This is a genomic window from Variovorax sp. OK212 (assembly GCF_900112425.1).
Lineage (GTDB): Bacteria > Pseudomonadota > Gammaproteobacteria > Burkholderiales > Burkholderiaceae_C > Variovorax.
The window spans coordinates 1-16,754 of the sequence record NZ_FOLP01000011.1 but is presented as its reverse complement, the minus strand read 5'-3'; the positions used below and the strand labels follow the sequence as shown (position 1 = coordinate 16,754).

The window sequence follows — 16,754 nt, the reverse complement described above, 5'->3', positions numbered from 1 at the left end:
GCGCGGGCCGGTTCACGACACACGCATGAAACAGCTTCTTCTCGTCAGGCACGGCCTGCCCGACGAAGGCCACGCGCTGCAGCCCGGCGATCCGCCGCTGCATGCCAAGGGCCACGCGCAGGCCCGCACGCTGGCCCTGCGCCGCCTGGCGTTCGAGCCGATCGACCGCATCGTGTGCAGCCCGCAGCAGCGCGCGCTGGACACCGCGGCACCGCTGGCGCGCCTGCTGGGGCTGGAAATCGAAGTCATCGACGGCCTCGCGGAGTGCGACCGCCACACCAGCCGCTATCGCTCGCCGGACACCATCCGCCGCGAGGAGCCGCACCGCTGGGCCGAATTTCTCGCGTCGCCGCCGCGCTTCCTGGGCATCGACCCCGACGCCTTCCGCCAGACCGTGCTCGACACCTTCGCCGCATTGCTGGCCGACGCGCGGGGCAGCACGATTGCGGTGTTCTCCCACGGCATGCCGATCAAGACGCTGGTCGCGCATGCCATGCGCATGCCCGGCACCGACACCTTCTCGCTCGACCATTGCTCGGTGACGCGGGTCGTCGGCGCCTCGCTCGACGACGCGCGGGTGCGCACGCTCAACGAGTCGACGCCCTGAGCGGGTTGGGCGGTCCGAACGCGCCTTCGGCACGCAAGGCGGCCACCTCGCGCGCATCGATGCCCCAAGCTGCCAGCGCTTGCGACGGGTCTTCGGCGGCTGCCTCGGGCAAGGTCGGCGTGGCGGGCACCGTTCGGCTGAAGCGCGGCGCCGGCGCGGGCTGCACCACGCCACCCACCTCGACGAAAGTGCCACGCGCGCGGTTGTGCGGGTGCGCCACGGCCTCGTCCAACGTGAGCACCGGCGCGAAGCACACATCGCTGCCTTCCAGCAACGCACACCACTCGGCGCGGGTCTTGCCGCGGAACACGCCGGCCAGCTTCTCTCGGAACGCGGGCCAGCTGGCGCGGTCGAGCTGGTCGGGCAACGCCGTGCCTGCAAGACCGGTCAGGCGAAGCAGTTCGGCATAGAACTGTGGCTCCGCCGACGCGATGCTCACGTACAGCCCGTCGGCGGTTTGGTACACGCCGTACCAGGGGGCCGTCTCGCCGTCGAGCACGTTCTCGCCGCGCGTGTCGCTCCACTGCCCGGTCGCGCGGGAGGCGTGCATGTAGGTCATGAGCGAGGCCGCGCCGTCGACCATCGCGGCGTCGACCACCTGCCCCTGCCCCGAGCGCCGCGCCTCCAGCAGCGCGCAGACGATGCCGAACGCCAGGTACATGCCGCCCCCGCCGAAGTCGCCGACCAGGTTCAGCGGCACCGCGGGCGCGCCGCCCTTGGGGCCGATCGCGTGCAGCGCGCCGGTGAGCGCGATGTAGTTGATGTCGTGGCCCGCCGCTTGCGCGAGCGGGCCGTCCTGTCCCCAGCCGGTCATGCGGCCATAGACCAGGCGCGGGTTCGCGGCCAGGCAGGTGTCGGGGCCGAAACCGAGCCGCTCCATCACGCCCGGGCGAAAGCCTTCGATGAACGCGTCGGCGCCGCCCAGCAGCCGGTGCAGCGTGGCGGCGCCGGCAGGCGACTTCAGGTCGAGCGCCACGGCGCGCCGGCTGCGGTCCAGCAAGGCCACGCGCGGGTGCCCCGGCGGCACGGCCTGCGCGGGCCGCTCGATGCGCAGCACCTCGGCGCCCATGTCGGCCAGCATCATCGCGGCGAACGGACCGGGCGCGAGCCCGGCCATCTCCACGACCTTGATTCCTTGCAGGGGTCCCATGGGTTTCGCTCCGGTTGTCTCGATGAACGGAGGTTCAGCGCGCCGCGGCGTAGGTGTCGCGCAGCTGGCGCTTGAGCACCTTGCCGATGTCGCTGCGCGGCAGGCTGTCGACCACGCGCAGGTCCGCCAGCCGCTGCGCCTTGCCCAGGCGTTCGTTGGCCCATGCCATCAGGGCGCTGGCCGTCACCGCCGCCTGCTCGCGCAGCACCACGCAAGCCATCGGCGACTCGCCCCACTGCGCGGAGGCGATGCCGAACACCGCTGCCTCGGCCACGTCGGGGTGGCCGCGCAATACCGCCTCGAGATCGACCGGGTACACGTTGAAGCCACCCGAAATGATCATGTCCTTCTTGCGGTCCAGCAGCACCAGGTAGCCGTCTTCGTCGAAGCGGCCGGTGTCGCCGCTGCGAATGAAGCGCCGGCCCTCGCCGTCGAACCATTCCGCCTCGGCGGTCTTGGCCGGCAGGTTGTGGTAGCCGACCATCATGGTGCCGGAGCGCCCGACGATCTCGCCGATCTCCCCGCGCGGCAGCTCCCGCCCCTCTTCGTCGATCACGCGCATGTCGTGGCCCGGCGCGGGTTGGCCCACGGTGTGCAGCTTGTCGGGCCTGTCGTGCGCGGGCAGCGCGCACACGCCACCGCCCTCGGTCATGCCGTAGTACTCGGTGAGGCCGCCCGGCCAGCGCGCCAGCACGTCGGCCTTGAGCGCCGCCGGAAACGGCGCGCTGCCGCAGGACTTCATGCGGAACGACGACAGGTCGTACGCACCGAAATCCGGCCGCGCCATGATCCGCTGGAACTGCACCGGCACCATCATGCTGTGCGTCACCCGATGCGCCTGCGCCAGCGCGAGGTAGCCGGCCGCGTCGAACTTGCGCATCAGCACCACCTTGGCGCCCAGCGACAGCGCCGGCAGGAAGCTCGACAGCGTCATGTTCGAGTACAGCGGAATCGACACCAGCGTGACCGCGTCCGGCCCGTAGCCCAGCGAGGTGAACAGCTTCACCTGCGCCCAGCGGAAGGCATGCGGCATCACGATGCCCTTCGGCGTGCCGGTGGTGCCCGAGGAATAGATGATGTTGAAGGGCGCCTCGGGGTGCAGCGTCACCGCTTCGGGCGTCGCTCCGGCAGGCGCCAGCCAGGCGGAAAGCGCCGTGGCGTGGTCGGCGTCGTCCAGCGCGACGAGGCGCGCGGACACGCTGGCCGCCACATCGCCCATCGACTGCGCGACCGCATGGTCCAGGAAGAACAGCCTGGCGCCCGAATCGGCCACCATCGCGGCCAGCCCTTCGGGCGTGGCATCTGGCGCAAGAGGCGCCACCACCACGCCGGCGCGCACGCTCCCGAGGAACACCGCGGCGTAGGCCAGCGACGTCGTCGCGCTGATGGCCACCACGTCGCCTGGCCGGAGGCCGTCGCGCTGCAGGGCGGCGGCCACGCGGTCCATCCACGCGTCGAGCGCCGCGTAACCGAGGCCCTCGCCTTCGAGGAAGAGCGCGGTGTGCGCCGGCTCGCGCAGCGCGTGCGCGTGGATCAGCTGCGCGACCGTGCCGAAGTCCTGCGACAGCAGTTCCTCGATCTGCGTGGCGGGCCGCGTCGCGCTTCCTACATCTTGCATTCGGCATTCACCGGCGGCGCAACCTGCGCCGTCGGCTCGATCGACTTCATCACGATCTCGCCCTTGCCTTCACCGGCCTTCGCAGCCTGCACGACCACCAGCGGGCGCAGCAGCTGGTGGTCCGCCGCGCGCATCTCGACATCGCCCACCACCGTCGTGGTCTTCAACCCCGACAGCGCCGTGCGCACCGCCGCCACGTCCGCCGACTTGGCCTTCAGGATCGCCTGGTGCACCAACTCGAAGGACATGTACGCGTCCGCGTCGATGTAGGTCGGCTTGCGCTTGTAGCGCACCTCGAAGGCCTTCACGAACGCGGCGTTGCGCTCCCCCGGCATGGTCCAGAAGTAGCTCTGCGCCGACCACAGGCCCACGCTCGCATCGCCGTGCGCGCCGATCAGTATCTCGTTGACCATCGAGGCCGACAGCACGGTCTTGTACTTCTCGAACAGCTTGAACGCCTGCTGCTGCTTCACCAGCGCGATGCCGCCCGACGAGGGGTAGTACATCAGCAGGCCTTCGGCCGGCTTGTCGAGCAGCTGCGCAATGTAGCTGCCGAGGTCCGATGCGGTGATGGGCGCGAACAGCGTCTTGTTGACCTTGCCGCCGCTTTCCTGCATGGCGGCGGTGAAGCGCTTCGCGGTGTCGTGGCCCACCGCGATGTCGGCCATCAGCAGGTCCCAGTTCTTGATGCCGCTGGCCTTGGTCTGCTCGCGGAAGCTGTTGACCATCATGCCGTCGGTGATGCCCACGCGAAAGTAGTTGGCGCCGCAGTTCTTGCCCGTCAGGTCGTCGGAGGCGGCCGTGGCGTCGATGAACAGGGCGTTCAGCCCCGGCATCTTCGACGCGATGGCCAGCGAAGTGCCCGAGGGGTTGAGGCCGGTGAAGAACGACACGCCCTGCTGCTCCACCAGCCGCGTTGCCGCCGCGATGGCCGAGGCCGGCGTGCCCGCATGGTTCTGCGTGACCAGCTCGTACTTGCGGCCCAGCGCCCCGCCCTGCGCGTTGAGCTGCTCCACCGCGAAGGCCGCGCCGTCGTTCACGTACGCACCGCTCACCGCGAAGGGTCCGGTGTCGATGTTCACCACGCCGAGCTTGATGGTGTTCTGCGCCATCGCGCCGCCCTGCAGCACCAGGGCGGCGGCCACGGCCGCCAGCAACTTCTTGATCATCTGCGTTCCTTGTCTCGGTTCAAAAGGCCAGGGCAGCACGGTGCTGCTCGGTGTCGATGTCGGCGGTGCGGCCGCGGTCGATGATTTCGCCCTTGGCCATCACCACGAAGCGCTGGCTCACGCGGCGCACCAGGTTCAGGTGCTGCTCGACCATCAGCACGCCGGTGCCGGCCGCGCGGATCTTGTTGAACACGTCCGCCAGGCCGTCCACCAGCACGGGCGAGAGCCCTTCAGAAGGTTCGTCGAGCAGCAGCACGCGCGGGTTGCCGAGCAGCGCCCGGCCCACCGCCAGCATCTGCTGCTGCCCGCCGCTGAGCTCGTTGCCCATGCGGTCTCGCCGCTCGTGCAGCACGGGAAAGAGCTTGTAGACGGTGTCCATGGTCCAGTGCCCCTTGCGGCCGCAGGCCATGCCCAGGCGCAGGTTCTCGCCGACCGTGAGGTGCGCCAGGATCATCCGGCCCTGCGGCGAGAGCGTGACGCCCTGCATGGCCGCACGGTAGGCCGGCAGCTTCTGCAGCGCGACGCCGCCCACCTCGATGCTGCCGCCGCTCACCGTGGTGCCGCCGAAGAAGGACAGCAGCAGCGTCGACTTGCCCGCGCCGTTCTTGCCGACCACGGCCACCGCCTCGCCCTCTTCGACCTGCAGGTCGACATTGCGCAGCACCACCGACTTGCCGTAGCCGGCACGCAGTCCCTTGACGTCGATGAAGCTCATGCGGCGGTCCCCAGGTAGGCGGCAATCACCTTCGGGTCGCTGCGCACCTGCGCGGGCGAGCCGTTGGCCAGCAGGCGCCCGAGGTCGAGCGCGGTGATGGTGTCGCAGAAACGGAAGACGGCGTCCACGTCGTGCTCCACCACCAGCGCGGTCACGTTGCGCTGGCGCACCACGGTGGCCAGATGCTGGAACAGCGTGACGGTCTCGCTGGTCGACAGGCCCGCGGCCGGTTCGTCGAGCAGCATCAGCGTGGGCTGGCCGACCAGCGCCAGCGCGATGTCCACGCGGCGCTGGTCGCCGTAGGCAATGCTGTCGGCGATCTCGTCGTACACCGGGCCCAGCGCCAGCGTGTCGACGATGCCCGCCAGGTCGGGTTCGCCGAGCTGCGAGGCGACCAGCTCCAGCTGCTCGCCCACGCGCACGCCCGGGAAGATGCTGGTGCGCTGGAACGAGCGCGACATGCCCAGGCGGCGGCGCTGCGCCACCGAGCGGTTCGTGATGTCCTGCCCGTCGACAAACACACGCCCACGTGTCGGCTTGCGCCGGCCGGTGATGGCGTCCATCAGCGTGGACTTGCCCGCCCCGTTCGGCCCGATCACGCCGTGCAGCACGCCGCGCTGCGCCACTTCGAGGTTCACGCCCTCCAGCGCCTTCACGCTGCCGTAGGACACGCTCAGGTCTTCAACGCGCAGCATGGCCGCTCCCTTCGTTGGCACCCGCCGCGGCGCCGCGCTTGAACAGCCGCGCCATGGCGTTGCGGATGAAACCCATGATCCCCTCCGGGAACGCCACGATCACCAGCACCACGCCCAGGCCCGTCAGCAACTCGAGGTGCCCGGTCGCGCCGAACTGGTCCTGCCCGATCACATAGAGCAGCGCGCCCAGCACCGGCCCGGCCACGGTGCTGACGCCGCCGATCAGCGTTGACACCAGCCCGTTGCCACCCGTCGCGAAGTCCAGCAGCTCGGGCGATGCGAAGGCCGTGTACAGCCCCGTCAACAGGCCCGAGACGGCCGCGATGAAGCCCGACAGCGTGAACGCCAGCACGCGCGGCAGGTAGGTGTTGAAACCCGAGAAACGCATGCGCTCCTCGTTCGCGCGAATCGCGCGCAACACGCTGCCGGTGCGCGAGCGGCCTACCGCCCAGGCCAGCAGCATCACGCCGCAGAGCGCGAGCCAGGCCACCGGCCAGAAGCCCTCGGGCTTGGAGAGCTGTGCCTGCGTGAGGCCGAAGAAGGTCCCGCTGAAATTCAGCGCCAGCCCGTCGTCGCCACCGGTGATGGGGCGGAAGTCGGTGATCATCACCATCGAGCGCAGCATCTGCGCGAGCGCCAGCGTGAGCATCGCGAACGGCAATGGCCGGGCCCGCACCACCAGCATGCCGATGAGCGCGGACAGCAGCGTCGCGGCCACCAGCGTGAACACGGCCGCCGTCATGGCGTTCCAGCCGAAGCGGGTCACGGCAATGGCGAAGAGGTAGGTCGCGCTGCCCGTGAAGGCGGCCGCGCCGAACATCATCAGCCCGCTCTGGTGCGCCAGGAAGCCGATGGCCAGGGCCGCGATGCCGAGCGTGATCGCGTTGACCAGCAGCCCGAGATAGAAGGTGCTCTTGAGCACGCTCGGCACGAACAGCCCGAGCACGATGAGCACCGCCACCACCAGGCCGGGCTTCAGCAGCCCGGCGCCCTTCGTGCTTCCAGCCGATGCAGCGCCTGCCATTTGCGAAACACCGGATACACGCGGCGCTACCGCGGGCGAAACAGGTACCGCTGCCATCATGCGACCCTCCCGCGGCCCAGGCCCTGCGGCCGCCACAGCAGCACGATGAACAGCAACAGGTAAGGCGCCATCACCGCCAGCGTGGGCGAGATCAGCGCGCCGATCACCTGGATCAGCCCGAACACCACCGCCGCGGCAATCGCCCCGCCGATGCTGCCCAGCCCGCCGATCACCACCACGATCAGGCAGCTGATGAGAATGGACGAGCCCATCGCCGGGTCCACCGACAGGTAGGGCCCCGCCAGCACACCGGCCAGCCCGGCGAACCCGGTGCCCAGGCACACCACCAGCAGGCTCAGCCGGTCGGTGTTCACGCCCATCATGCGCGCCACCATCGGCTGCTGGCTCACGGCGCGCACATGCATGCCGGAGCGCGTCCACTTGAGCCACGCCGCCAGCAGCACGCAGGTGCCGAAGCCCATCGCAATCAGGAAGATGCGGTACGCCGGATAGGCATGGCCGAACAGGTCGAGCGAACCCGCCAGCGAAGGCGGTGCCGACACCGACAGCGGCGCCGTGCCCCAGACCTTGATGACGACCTGGCTCAGGATCAACGCCAGCCCGAAGGTGACGAGCGCCACGTCCATGTGCGAGCGGCGCTGCAACGGGCGAATGGCCGCGTACTCGAACAGCACGCCCAGCAGCGCCAGCAGCAGCGGCACGATGACCAGCGCCGCCCAGAAGTTGAAGAGCCCCGAGAAGGTGTAGCCCAGGTACGCGCCCAGCATGAACAGCGCGCCGTGGCCGAAGTTCATCACGTCGCGCAGCCCGAAGATCAGCGCCAGCCCGCTCGCCAGGATGGTGAGCAGCGAGGCCAGCGCCAGGGCGTTGGCCAGCTGCGCGATGTTGAGTGCCTGTGAAAAGTCCATGGGGTCGGCTCCGGGTCAGCGGTCGATGAAGCGGCATTCGCCGCGGTCGAGCACGGTCACGCCGCGCTCGACGGCCAGCGCGCGAAAACGCACGGTGTCGCCCTCTTCGAAGAGTTCGACGCGGATGGTCTCGCCCGGGTACGCCGGCTGGGCGAAGCGCACCGCCATCGAGTGCAGGCGCTCCGGGCGGCGCGGGCTGCAGTGCTTGAGCAGCGCGCGGCAGGCCAGGCCCATGGTGTTCAGCCCGTGGGAAATCGGCCGCTCGAAGCCCGCGCGGCGCGCCACCTCGGGGTCGGCGTGGATCGGCATGTAGTCGCGGCTCGCCAGGCGGTAGAGCAACGCCGCCTGGGGTGCGGTCCGGTAGTCGATGCGCGCGCTGGGCACGGCGCCTTCAGGCAAGGCGCGCGTGCCCGATGGCGCTGTGCCGTGGCTGCCGCAACCACCGTCGCCGCGCAGGAACTCGACGGAACGCAGGCTGGCCAATGCCTCGCCGGTGTTTGCATCGGTGATCTCGGTGTCGAAATGAATCAGCGCGCCGCGGCCAACGCCCTTGTCCTGCACCGCGCGAATGCCGTAGCTGGCGCGCACGGCGCCTTCGTGCGGCAGCGGGCGGTGCAGCTCGAAGCGCATCTCGCCGTGCAGGATCTTCACCCAGTCGATGCCCGTGGCCGGGTCCGCATGCCAGAACACAGGCCAGCCCAGCACCATGCACTGGCTGGGCACGGCGCGCTGCCCGCGGCCCTCGTAGACGTGAAGAAGCTCGTCTTCGTCGAGCGGGTCGGAGCCCATGCCCAAGCCGAGCGCATACAGCGCCGAATCGCGCCAGTCGTAGCTTTGTACCGCGGGCGCGAAGCGGCGCGCGATGACGTTCTGCAGATTCATGGTGTGCGGCTTGTCTCCACTTGGGGCGGCGGCGGGTGGCGGTCAATGCTGCCGATTTATACAATCAGCATACAAGACAATATGCATGCGTACTACTTATCGTAAGTACGGAGTCGCCTTGGCGACGACCGATGGCGGTGTACGCCGCTAGCGGTGAAAGCGCACCGCTTCGTGCGACGCGGCACGCCCCACGCGCGCCGCGTTGGCCTTGTTGGCCGGGTCTTCGTAGCCGAAGGACACGCCGAACAGCAGGCGCTGTTCTTCAGGCAAGCCCAGCACCTCGCGCACGATGCCGGGGTACAGGCCCAGCGCACCCTGCGCGCACGACGCGATGCCGCGCGCCGTCAGCGCCAGCATCAGCGTCTGCGCATACATGCCGATGTCCGTCGCCTCGCGCGTGTCGAAGGGGTGCGGCATGAACACGAACACCGCATGCGGCGCACCGAAGAAATCGAGGTTGCGCACGTAGGCGGCGCGCCGCCCCACGAGGTCGCTGCGTTCCACGCCCATCGCGCCGTAGAGCTGCGCGGCGGCGTCGACCTGCCGGTCGCGGTAGATGCCGTGAAACTTCGACTCGGCCGGCCAGTCGGGCCTGATGGGCTCGTTCTGCGTGCCTGCCGCCACCAGCGCCGCGCGCAACCGCCGCAGCGCCTCGCCAGAGACCACATGCGGTACCCACGGCTGCACGTTGCAGTTGGACGGCGCACGCTGCGCGATGGCAAACACCTCGTCGAGCGTGCGCTGCGGCACCTCTTCAGGCAGGAAGCCGCGCACGGAGCGCCGCTGGAGGATGGCTTCGTCGACAGAGAGCATGAGAAGAAAAGGAAATCAGGGTTGGATTCAACGGCCGTCGATCAACGCCGCGCCGCGCCGCGCGTAAGCCTGCGCCAGCTTGCGGCCGACACGCGCGGCGTCGGGCAGGAAGCCGTTGCCGGCCTCCCCTCGCACGGCCACGCCCGCACTGCCCACGGCACCGCGGAACATCGCGAACACCTGGTGGAAGGTGGTCATGCGCTCCTTCGACCCGGCCAGGCGGTAGTAACGCGCCAGGTAGTCCTCTTCCGTGGGAATGCCCATCTCCGCCAGCGGCAGCCCGAGCAGGCCGCCGTTCTCGTCGGTCGCCATGCGCCAGGCCTGGCTGTTGAAGGCCACGTCCACCAGCGGATGGCCCAGCGTCGACAGCTCCCAGTCGAGCACGCCCACCACGCGCGGCTCGCTCGGGTGGAACATCATGTTGGTGATGCGGAAATCGCCATGGCACAGCGCCAGCGTGTCGCTCTCCGGCACGCGCTGCGCGAGCCAGGCCACCACCCGGTCGAGCTCGGGGTTGTCGTCATCGCCGCGGCGGAACTGGGTCCACTGCTGCGACCAGCGGCTGAGCTGCCGTGCGAAGTAGTTGCCGGGCCGGCCGTAGTCGCCCAGCCCCAGCGCGCGAAAGTCCAGGCTGTGCAGCGCCGCCATGGTGGCGCCCATCGATTCGTACATCGCGCGCCGCTCGGCCGGCGGCACACCGGCCATCTCGAAGCCGTCGAACACACGCCCGTCGACGCGCTCCATCAAATAGAACGGCGTGCCGACCACCTCGCGGTCGGTGCAGTACAGCAGCGGCGCCGGCACCGGCACCGCGCTGTCGCGCAGGGCCGTGAGCACGCGGTACTCGCGGTCGATGGCGTGCGCGGACGGCATCAGCGTGGCGTTGGGCTGCTTGCGCAGCACGGCCTGCCATGCGCCCCGGCGCAGGAAGTAGGTCGGGTTCGACATGCCGCCGACCGTGCGCTCCACCTCCAGCGCGCCACCCTCGGCGGGCAGCGCCTCGCGCAGGTACTCGTCGAGCCGCTCGGGGTTGAAGTCGATGCCGCGCCCCGCCGCGGCTTCCACCGGCGCGCTCATGCCGTCGCGCGCTTGCCCGCGAAGCCGAACAGGTGCTGTGCCACGCGGCGCATCTGCATTTCCTCGGAGCCCTCGGTGATGCGGTAGCGGCGGTGATGGCGGTAGATGTGCTCGAACGGCAAGCCTCGCGTGTAGCCGATGCCGCCGTGCACCTGAATCGCGCGGTCCGCCGCTTCGCAGCACAGACGGTTCGCCCGAAAGTTGCAGATCGACACCAGGTCGCTGATTTCCAGGGGGTCCTGCTGGTCCATGCGGGCCGCCACCTGGAAGATGAAGTTGCGCACCATCTCGCACTCCGCATACAGCTCGACCAGCGGAAACTGGATCGCCTGCTTCTTCGACAGCGGCTCGCCGAAGGCGATGCGGTTCACCGCGTACTTGGCCGATTCCGCAATGCAGTAGCGCGCCGCGCCGGCGCTGGCCGCCGCCTGGCGGATGCGGTTTTCGTGAATGAAGCGCTGCGCCAGCACCAGGCCCTGCCCTTCCTCGTGGAGGATCGCGCTGTTCGGCACGCGCACGTTCTTCAGCTCCACCTCGGCGTGGTCGCTGGGCATGTTGAAGGTCCAGTGGTTGTAGGCGATGCGGTGGCCGGGCGTGTCGGTCGGCACGATGAAGGCGGTGATGCCCAGCGCGTCCCCCGGCTTGCCCGAGGTGCGCGCGAACACCAGGTTGGCGTGCGCGCGCTGCACCTGGCTGTTGAAGCGCTTCATGCCGTTGATGACCCAGCCGTCGCCCTCGCGCACCGCCACTGTTTCCAGCCACGTCGCGTCGCTGCCGTGGTTGGGCTCGGTCAGTCCGAAGGACAGGTGCCGGTCGCGCTTGATGATGCCGTCGATGTAGCGCTTCTGCTCGGTGGTGCCGTAGGCGTTGATCACAGGCACGATCGGGAAGTTGCCGACGATGGAAGACTCGTCCTGCAGGTCGTTGTGCAGCCCCAGGCCCTTGGCCGCAAGGTGCTCGCGGATCGCCGCAATCGCCAGGTTGGAGGCCGCCTGCCCGCCGCAGGCCTTGGGCAGGCCGTAGCGCAGGTGGCCGGCCCTGTCGGCGCGGCGCTCCATCTCGGCGATCAGATCGTGCCATTCCTTGCGCGGGAAACCGTCGTTCTCCCAGTCGGTGCGCGCATGCTCGCGGCGGTGGTCGAAGAACTGCATGTGCTCGCGTTCCAGCGGCTTGATTTCGGCTTCGATGAAGGCATCGAGTTCGGCGAGCTTGGCCGTGATCTCGGGGGGGAACTGGTAGTCCAAGAGAGCGTCTCCTAGGTGGGGCGATCCGGTCGCCGTTGGTTGAATTCGCAGTTGCTTTTGATATGCGTCAACAACCTTACACATGCGTACGACATGCGTCAATCGGATTGACCCGCTGCGCCCGCGGCCCGTTTGCGCCGCATGATGGGATGCGTCCAGTCGTGAAGCAGATTCACAGATGATGTGCAGCCCGCGTTCTTTTCATCCCCTCCCCCTGATCGCACGATATCGGCATCCGGCAGCGGCATTCGCCGCACGCCGTTCCCCACCGCCGATACGGCCGATACGGAGACAACATGGAAGAACGCACAGAACTGCAGGCCGCCCTGCTCGACAGCCTGCAACGCGTGGTCGACAAGGAAATCGCGCCCATCGCCCAGCAGATGGACGAGGAAGAGAAGTTTCCCGAGCACCTGATCAAGGTGTTCGGAGAAATGGGCCTCATGCAGGCCCGCGTGCCCGAGGAATACGGCGGCCCCGGCCTCGACCTCACCACCACCTGCATGGCCAAGGAACTCGTGGCCCGGGTCTCGATGACCGGCGCGCAGCTCATCAACCAGAACACCATTTCCTTCGTGCTGCCGCTGCTGCACTTCGGCACCGACGCGCAGCGCCAGAAGTGGCTGCCGCTGGTGGCCAAGGGCGGCGTGGTGAGCTCGGTGGCCATCACCGAGCCCCACGCGGGCTCCGACGTGGGCGCCATGAAGACCAGCGCCGTGCGCGACGGCGACCACTACGTGGTGAACGGCCAGAAGTGCTTCATCACCATGGCGCCGCTGGCCGACTACATCACGCTCTTCGCCAAGACCGGCGACGTCAACAAGCGCGGCGTGGACAACATCAGCTGCTTCATCGTCGACATGAAGTCCGCCGGCATCACGCTGGGCGGCAGCGAGAAGATGATGGGCCAGCGCGGCACGCCGCATGCCGACATTTTCTTCGACAACGTGCGCGTGCCGGTGGACAACCGCATGGGCGAGGAAGGCCGCGGCTTCATCTCGTGCATGCACATCCTCGACCTGAACCGCCCCACCGTGGCGGCCAGCGCGGTGGGCGTGGCGCAGGGCGCGTTCGACATCGCGGTGGCCTACGCCAAGGAGCGCAAGGCCTTCGGCCGCGCCATCGGCGAGTTCCAGGGCCTGCAGTTCATGCTGGCAGACATGCACATCCAGATCGAGGCGGCGCGCGCCCTGCTCTACAAGTGCACCCGCGCCATCGACGCCGGCCAGCACGACCGCCTGACCGAAATGGCTTCCATGGTGAAGTGCTTCTGCACCGACATGGCCATGAAGGTGACCACCGACGCGGTGCAGATCCTGGGCGGGCACGGCTACATCCGCGGCAACCATGTGGAGCGCATGATGCGCGACGCCAAGGTGCTGCAGATCTACGAAGGCACCAACCAGATCCAGCGCATGGTCATCGCGCGCCGCGCGCTCGGCTTCCGTTGAGCAGCCCCATGGCAACCGTTCCCGCCGGCACGCCCGGCGCGCTCACCGGCATTCGCGTGCTCGACTTCACCTTCGTGATGTCGGGCCCCTACTGCACGCGGCTCATGGCCGACCTTGGCGCCGAGGTCATCAAGATCGAATCGAAGAACGGCGACCTCACGCGCAGCCGGCCGCCGTTTCGCGACGGGCGCAGCAGCTACTACGCGTCTCTGAACTGCGGCAAGCGCAGCATCGTGCTCGACCTGAAGAGCCCCGAGGCGCGCGACATCGTGCACGACATGGTCAAGCAGGCCGACGTGGTGGTGGAAAACTTCCGCCCCGGCGTGATGAAGCGCCTGGGCCTGGGCTACGAGGCGCTCAGCGAGATCAACCCGCGACTGGTGTACTGCTCGATCTCCGGCTTCGGCCAGGGCAAGTCGGGCGACGGCAAGGGTGCCTATGCGCCCACGCTGCACGCGCTCTCGGGCTTCGACGACGCCATGCGCGGCTACCAGGACGACGCCAGCCGCCCGCCCAACACCGGCATCTTCGTGGCCGACGTGCTCGGTGGCTCGCTGGCCTTCGGCGGCATCCAGGCCGCGCTGGTGCAGCGCCAGCGCACCGGCAAGGGCGACCTGGTCGACCTGTCGCTGCTCGACGCGATGGTGAGCCTGCTGGTGTGCGAGGTCGGCGAGGCGCAGTTCCCAGAGCAGCCGCTGCACTTCGTCTACAAGCCCACGCCCGCGCGCGACGGCCACCTGGTGGTGGCGCCGACCACGCAAGACAACTTCGTGGCGCTGTGCAAGGCCACCGGCCACCCCGAATGGCTGGAGGACGAACGCTTCGCCACCGGCCGCGGCCGGCAGGTGCACTGGGACGCCTTCCTGGCGGAACTCGCCAAGTGGGCCCTGCAGCACACCGCCGAGGAGTGCGAACGCATCCTCGACGCGCACCAGGTGCCCTGCTCGCGCTACCTGAACATCGGCGAGACGATGCAGCTGCCGGTGGTGAAGGAGCGCGGAACCATGTGCGAGATCGACGACGGCGCCGGCCCCTTCATGGTGGCGGGCACGCCCTTTCGCATGGCGCACGGCAACGCCGGGCCGCGCGCGCATGTGCCGGTGCTCGGCGCCGACGGCCCCGCGATCCTCGGCGAGCTGCTGGGCAAGGACACGGCCGGCATCGCGCGCTTGCGCGAGGCGGGCGTGCTGGGCGGATAGCTCCTCTCACGGCACGCGAGCGAACCGCCAAGAAAACAAAAAAGGTCACAAGGCCATGGAGACAAGACGCAATGAACACCACCACGATCGCGTGGCTGGCCGGCACCGGGGCGATGGCCCTGGCGCTGGTTCAGGCCACGCCAGCGGCGGCCCAGCCCGCATTTCCTGACAAGCCCGTTCGCATCGTCGTGCCCTTCGCGGCCGGCGGCGTGACCGACGCCATGCTGCGCCTGCTGCAGGAGCCCGTGGGCCGCAGCCTGGGGCAGCCCGTCATCATCGACAACCGGCCCGGCGCGGCCGGCATGATCGCCGCGCGCCTGGTGGCCGACGCGCCGGCCGACGGCTACACGGTGCTGGTGGTGAACACCGGGCTGATCGCCATCACGCCCTTCGTTCAGAAGAGCGCGGGCATCGACCCGCAGCGGCGCTTCGCGCCCGTGGCGGGGCTGTCGAGCGCGCCGTCGGTGCTGCTGGTGCACCCGTCGGTGCCCGTGGCCGACCTGCGCCAGTTCCTGGACTACGCCAAGGCCAACCCCGGCAAGCTCGAGTACGCCGTGGTCGGCAAGGGCGCCTATGGCGACGTGGCGACCTCGCTGTTCCAGCGGCAGGCCGGCGTGCGCATGCTGCCCGTGCCCTACCAGGGCAATGCGCAGACGACCACCGCGCTGCTCTCCGGCGAGGTGAAGGTGCAGCTCACCATCCTCTCGGGGCCGATGAACGACTACCTGAAGAACGGCCGCATCAAGGCGCTGGGCGTGGCCACCGCCGGGCCCAGCGCACTGGTGCCGGGCGTGCCGCCCATCGCGTCGGCGCTGCCGGGTTTCGATGCCGTGGTCTACACCGGTCTGGTGGCGCCGGCACGCACGCCGCCGGCCGTGGTCGAGAAGATCGGCCATGCCTTCACCACCGCGCTGTCGGACCCGGCCCTTCGGCAACAGCTGGCGACCATGGGCATGGAGGCCGCACCGCTGGACGGCAAGGCCTACAGCGAACGCATCGCCCGCGAGATCGGCGCCTTCGCACCGGTCATCAAGGAGCTGGGCACCGAATGAACACGAACTTCCTTTTCAAACTGTGAGGCCATCACCATGAAGATTCTTGTGCCCGTGAAGCGGGTCGTCGACTACAACGTGAAGGTGCGCGTGAAGAGCGACGGCACCGGGGTGGACATTGCCAACGTGAAGATGAGCATGAACCCCTTCGACGAGATCGCTGTCGAAGAGGCCGTGCGGCTGAAGGAAAAGGGCGTGGTCACGGAAGTGATCGCGGTTTCCTGCGGCGATGCGAAGTGCCAGGAAACGCTGCGCACGGCGATGGCCATCGGCGCGGATCGCGGCATCCTGGTCGAGACGACCGAAGAGCTGCAGCCCCTGGCGGTCGCCAAGCTGCTCAAGGCGCTGGTCGACAAGGAGCAGCCGTCGCTGATCATCCTCGGCAAGCAAGCCATCGACGATGACGCCAACCAGACCGGCCAAATGCTGGCTGCGCTGGCCGACCTGCCCCAGGCCACCTTCGCCTCCAAGGTCGAAGTCGCTGGCGACAAGGTCACCGTCTCTCGCGAAGTCGACGGCGGCATGGAAACGTTGTCGCTGACTCTTCCGGCCGTCATCACGACCGACCTGCGCCTGAACGAGCCACGCTACGTGACGCTGCCCAACATCATGAAGGCCAAGAAGAAGCAGCTGGATGTCTTCAAGCCCGAAGACCTCGGCGTGGATGTGAAGCCCCGCCTGAAGACGCTGAAGGTCGCCGAGCCGCCGAAGCGCGGTGCCGGCATCAAGGTGCCTGACGTTGCAGCGCTGGTGGACAAACTGAAGAACGAAGCGAAGGTGATCTGAACATGACCGCACTTGTTATTGCCGAACACGACCACGCCAGCATCAAGCCGGCGACCCTGAACACCGTGACTGCTGCACTGGCGTGCGGTGGTGAAGTGCACGTTCTTGTCGCAGGCGCCAATGCAGCCGAAGCTGCCAAGGCCGCAGCGCAGATCGCCGGCGTGACCAAGGTAATCGCCGCAGACAGCCCGAGCCTGGCTGAAAACCTCGCCGAGAACGTTGCGGCCCAAGTCCTCGCCATCGCTGGCAACTACAGCCACATCCTGTTCCCCTCGACCGCCAACGGCAAGAACGTCGCCCCGCGCGTGGCCGCCAAGCTGGACGTGGCCCAGATCTCCGACAT

General features: G+C 68.7%; 16 protein-coding genes and 1 pseudogene. 6 read left to right on the top strand and 11 right to left on the bottom strand.

The window, feature by feature from the left end; all coding sequences use genetic code 11:
* Positions 1–25: 25 nt before the first annotated feature.
* Positions 26–607: a histidine phosphatase family protein gene (locus BM004_RS26255; RefSeq protein WP_093217989.1), complete on the top strand. Its 582-nt coding sequence runs from the start codon at positions 26–28 to the stop codon at positions 605–607.
* On the opposite strand, the gene BM004_RS26250 is transcribed toward BM004_RS26255, so the two are convergent.
* The 11 genes from BM004_RS26250 to BM004_RS26200 form a co-directional block, all read right to left on the bottom strand.
* Positions 588–1,757 carry a CaiB/BaiF CoA transferase family protein gene (locus BM004_RS26250; protein WP_093217987.1) on the bottom strand — a complete coding sequence of 390 codons (1,170 nt, stop codon included), beginning with the start codon at positions 1,755–1,757 and terminating at the stop codon, positions 588–590. The two genes, BM004_RS26255 and BM004_RS26250, sit on opposite strands and share 20 nt — an antisense overlap.
* A 34-nt stretch (positions 1,758–1,791) precedes the next feature.
* Positions 1,792–3,375: a class I adenylate-forming enzyme family protein gene (locus BM004_RS26245; RefSeq protein WP_177206610.1), complete on the bottom strand. Its 1,584-nt coding sequence runs from the start codon at positions 3,373–3,375 to the stop codon at positions 1,792–1,794.
* The gene (locus BM004_RS26240) at positions 3,363–4,544 is read right to left on the bottom strand and encodes an ABC transporter substrate-binding protein (protein WP_093217986.1); all 1,182 of its coding nucleotides are present in this window, start codon (positions 4,542–4,544) and stop codon (positions 3,363–3,365) included. The genes BM004_RS26245 and BM004_RS26240 overlap by 13 nt, the downstream gene beginning before the upstream one ends.
* A 19-nt stretch (positions 4,545–4,563) precedes the next feature.
* Positions 4,564–5,259 carry an ABC transporter ATP-binding protein gene (locus BM004_RS26235; RefSeq protein WP_093217984.1) on the bottom strand — a complete coding sequence of 232 codons (696 nt, stop codon included), beginning with the start codon at positions 5,257–5,259 and terminating at the stop codon, positions 4,564–4,566.
* Positions 5,256–5,954, bottom strand: a complete 699-nt coding sequence (locus tag BM004_RS26230; protein ID WP_093217982.1) for an ABC transporter ATP-binding protein — start codon at positions 5,952–5,954, stop codon at positions 5,256–5,258. Before BM004_RS26230 ends, BM004_RS26235 begins: the two co-directional genes overlap by 4 nt.
* Positions 5,941–6,978, bottom strand: coding sequence for a branched-chain amino acid ABC transporter permease (locus BM004_RS26225; protein ID WP_177206609.1), 1,038 nt, complete (start codon positions 6,976–6,978; stop codon positions 5,941–5,943). The genes BM004_RS26230 and BM004_RS26225 overlap by 14 nt, the downstream gene beginning before the upstream one ends.
* 56 nt (positions 6,979–7,034) lie before the next feature.
* Positions 7,035–7,907, bottom strand: a complete 873-nt coding sequence (locus BM004_RS26220) for a branched-chain amino acid ABC transporter permease (protein ID WP_093129260.1) — start codon at positions 7,905–7,907, stop codon at positions 7,035–7,037.
* A gap of 15 nt (positions 7,908–7,922) precedes the next feature.
* The gene (locus BM004_RS26215) at positions 7,923–8,789 is read right to left on the bottom strand and encodes a MaoC/PaaZ C-terminal domain-containing protein (RefSeq protein ID WP_093217978.1); all 867 of its coding nucleotides are present in this window, start codon (positions 8,787–8,789) and stop codon (positions 7,923–7,925) included.
* A gap of 147 nt (positions 8,790–8,936) precedes the next feature.
* The gene (locus tag BM004_RS26210; RefSeq protein ID WP_093217977.1) at positions 8,937–9,602 is read right to left on the bottom strand and encodes a nitroreductase; all 666 of its coding nucleotides are present in this window, start codon (positions 9,600–9,602) and stop codon (positions 8,937–8,939) included.
* Between the two features lie 27 nt (positions 9,603–9,629).
* Positions 9,630–10,679, bottom strand: a complete 1,050-nt coding sequence (locus BM004_RS26205; RefSeq protein WP_093217975.1) for a phosphotransferase family protein — start codon at positions 10,677–10,679, stop codon at positions 9,630–9,632.
* Positions 10,676–11,923 (bottom strand): acyl-CoA dehydrogenase family protein, encoded by a 1,248-nt coding sequence (locus BM004_RS26200; protein ID WP_218152730.1) that lies wholly within the window; start codon positions 11,921–11,923, stop codon positions 10,676–10,678. Before BM004_RS26200 ends, BM004_RS26205 begins: the two co-directional genes overlap by 4 nt.
* A gap of 296 nt (positions 11,924–12,219) precedes the next feature.
* Here BM004_RS26200 and BM004_RS26195 point away from each other — a divergent pair, with 296 nt between their 5' ends.
* The 5 genes and pseudogenes from BM004_RS26195 to BM004_RS26175 form a co-directional block, all read left to right on the top strand.
* Complete coding sequence (locus tag BM004_RS26195) at positions 12,220–13,374, top strand: acyl-CoA dehydrogenase family protein (protein ID WP_093129255.1); 1,155 nt, start codon at positions 12,220–12,222, stop codon at positions 13,372–13,374.
* Positions 13,375–13,382: 8 nt separating this feature from the next.
* Positions 13,383–14,573 (top strand): CaiB/BaiF CoA transferase family protein, encoded by a 1,191-nt coding sequence (locus BM004_RS26190; protein WP_093129254.1) that lies wholly within the window; start codon positions 13,383–13,385, stop codon positions 14,571–14,573.
* 71 nt (positions 14,574–14,644) lie between these two features.
* Positions 14,645–15,625 (top strand): Bug family tripartite tricarboxylate transporter substrate binding protein, encoded by a 981-nt coding sequence (locus BM004_RS26185; RefSeq protein ID WP_093217972.1) that lies wholly within the window; start codon positions 14,645–14,647, stop codon positions 15,623–15,625.
* A 36-nt stretch (positions 15,626–15,661) separates the two neighbouring features.
* On the top strand, positions 15,662–16,411 hold the full coding sequence (locus BM004_RS26180; protein ID WP_093130120.1) for an electron transfer flavoprotein subunit beta/FixA family protein: 750 nt from the start codon (positions 15,662–15,664) through the stop codon (positions 16,409–16,411).
* A 2-nt stretch (positions 16,412–16,413) separates the two neighbouring features.
* Positions 16,414–16,754, top strand: a pseudogene (locus BM004_RS26175) (electron transfer flavoprotein subunit alpha/FixB family protein); the annotation flags it as partial.

What these genes read in the sequence shown, in the direction of transcription:
- BM004_RS26215 (WP_093217978.1), bottom strand. Translation starts at nt 8,789, where the DNA reads ATGAATCTGCAGAACGTCATCGCGCGCCGCTTCGCGCCCGCGGTACAA.
- BM004_RS26185 (WP_093217972.1), top strand. Translation starts at nt 14,645, where the DNA reads ATGAACACCACCACGATCGCGTGGCTGGCCGGCACCGGGGCGATGGCC.
- BM004_RS26190 (WP_093129254.1), top strand. Translation starts at nt 13,383, where the DNA reads ATGGCAACCGTTCCCGCCGGCACGCCCGGCGCGCTCACCGGCATTCGC.
- BM004_RS26210 (WP_093217977.1), bottom strand. Translation starts at nt 9,602, where the DNA reads ATGCTCTCTGTCGACGAAGCCATCCTCCAGCGGCGCTCCGTGCGCGGC.
- BM004_RS26240 (WP_093217986.1), bottom strand. Translation starts at nt 4,544, where the DNA reads ATGATCAAGAAGTTGCTGGCGGCCGTGGCCGCCGCCCTGGTGCTGCAG.
- BM004_RS26220 (WP_093129260.1), bottom strand. Translation starts at nt 7,907, where the DNA reads ATGGACTTTTCACAGGCACTCAACATCGCGCAGCTGGCCAACGCCCTG.
- BM004_RS26180 (WP_093130120.1), top strand. Translation starts at nt 15,662, where the DNA reads ATGAAGATTCTTGTGCCCGTGAAGCGGGTCGTCGACTACAACGTGAAG.
- BM004_RS26205 (WP_093217975.1), bottom strand. Translation starts at nt 10,679, where the DNA reads ATGAGCGCGCCGGTGGAAGCCGCGGCGGGGCGCGGCATCGACTTCAAC.
- BM004_RS26250 (WP_093217987.1), bottom strand. Translation starts at nt 1,757, where the DNA reads ATGGGACCCCTGCAAGGAATCAAGGTCGTGGAGATGGCCGGGCTCGCG.
- BM004_RS26245 (WP_177206610.1), bottom strand. Translation starts at nt 3,375, where the DNA reads ATGCAAGATGTAGGAAGCGCGACGCGGCCCGCCACGCAGATCGAGGAA.
- BM004_RS26230 (WP_093217982.1), bottom strand. Translation starts at nt 5,954, where the DNA reads ATGCTGCGCGTTGAAGACCTGAGCGTGTCCTACGGCAGCGTGAAGGCG.
- BM004_RS26195 (WP_093129255.1), top strand. Translation starts at nt 12,220, where the DNA reads ATGGAAGAACGCACAGAACTGCAGGCCGCCCTGCTCGACAGCCTGCAA.
- BM004_RS26255 (WP_093217989.1), top strand. Translation starts at nt 26, where the DNA reads ATGAAACAGCTTCTTCTCGTCAGGCACGGCCTGCCCGACGAAGGCCAC.
- BM004_RS26235 (WP_093217984.1), bottom strand. Translation starts at nt 5,259, where the DNA reads ATGAGCTTCATCGACGTCAAGGGACTGCGTGCCGGCTACGGCAAGTCG.
- BM004_RS26225 (WP_177206609.1), bottom strand. Translation starts at nt 6,978, where the DNA reads ATGGCAGGCGCTGCATCGGCTGGAAGCACGAAGGGCGCCGGGCTGCTG.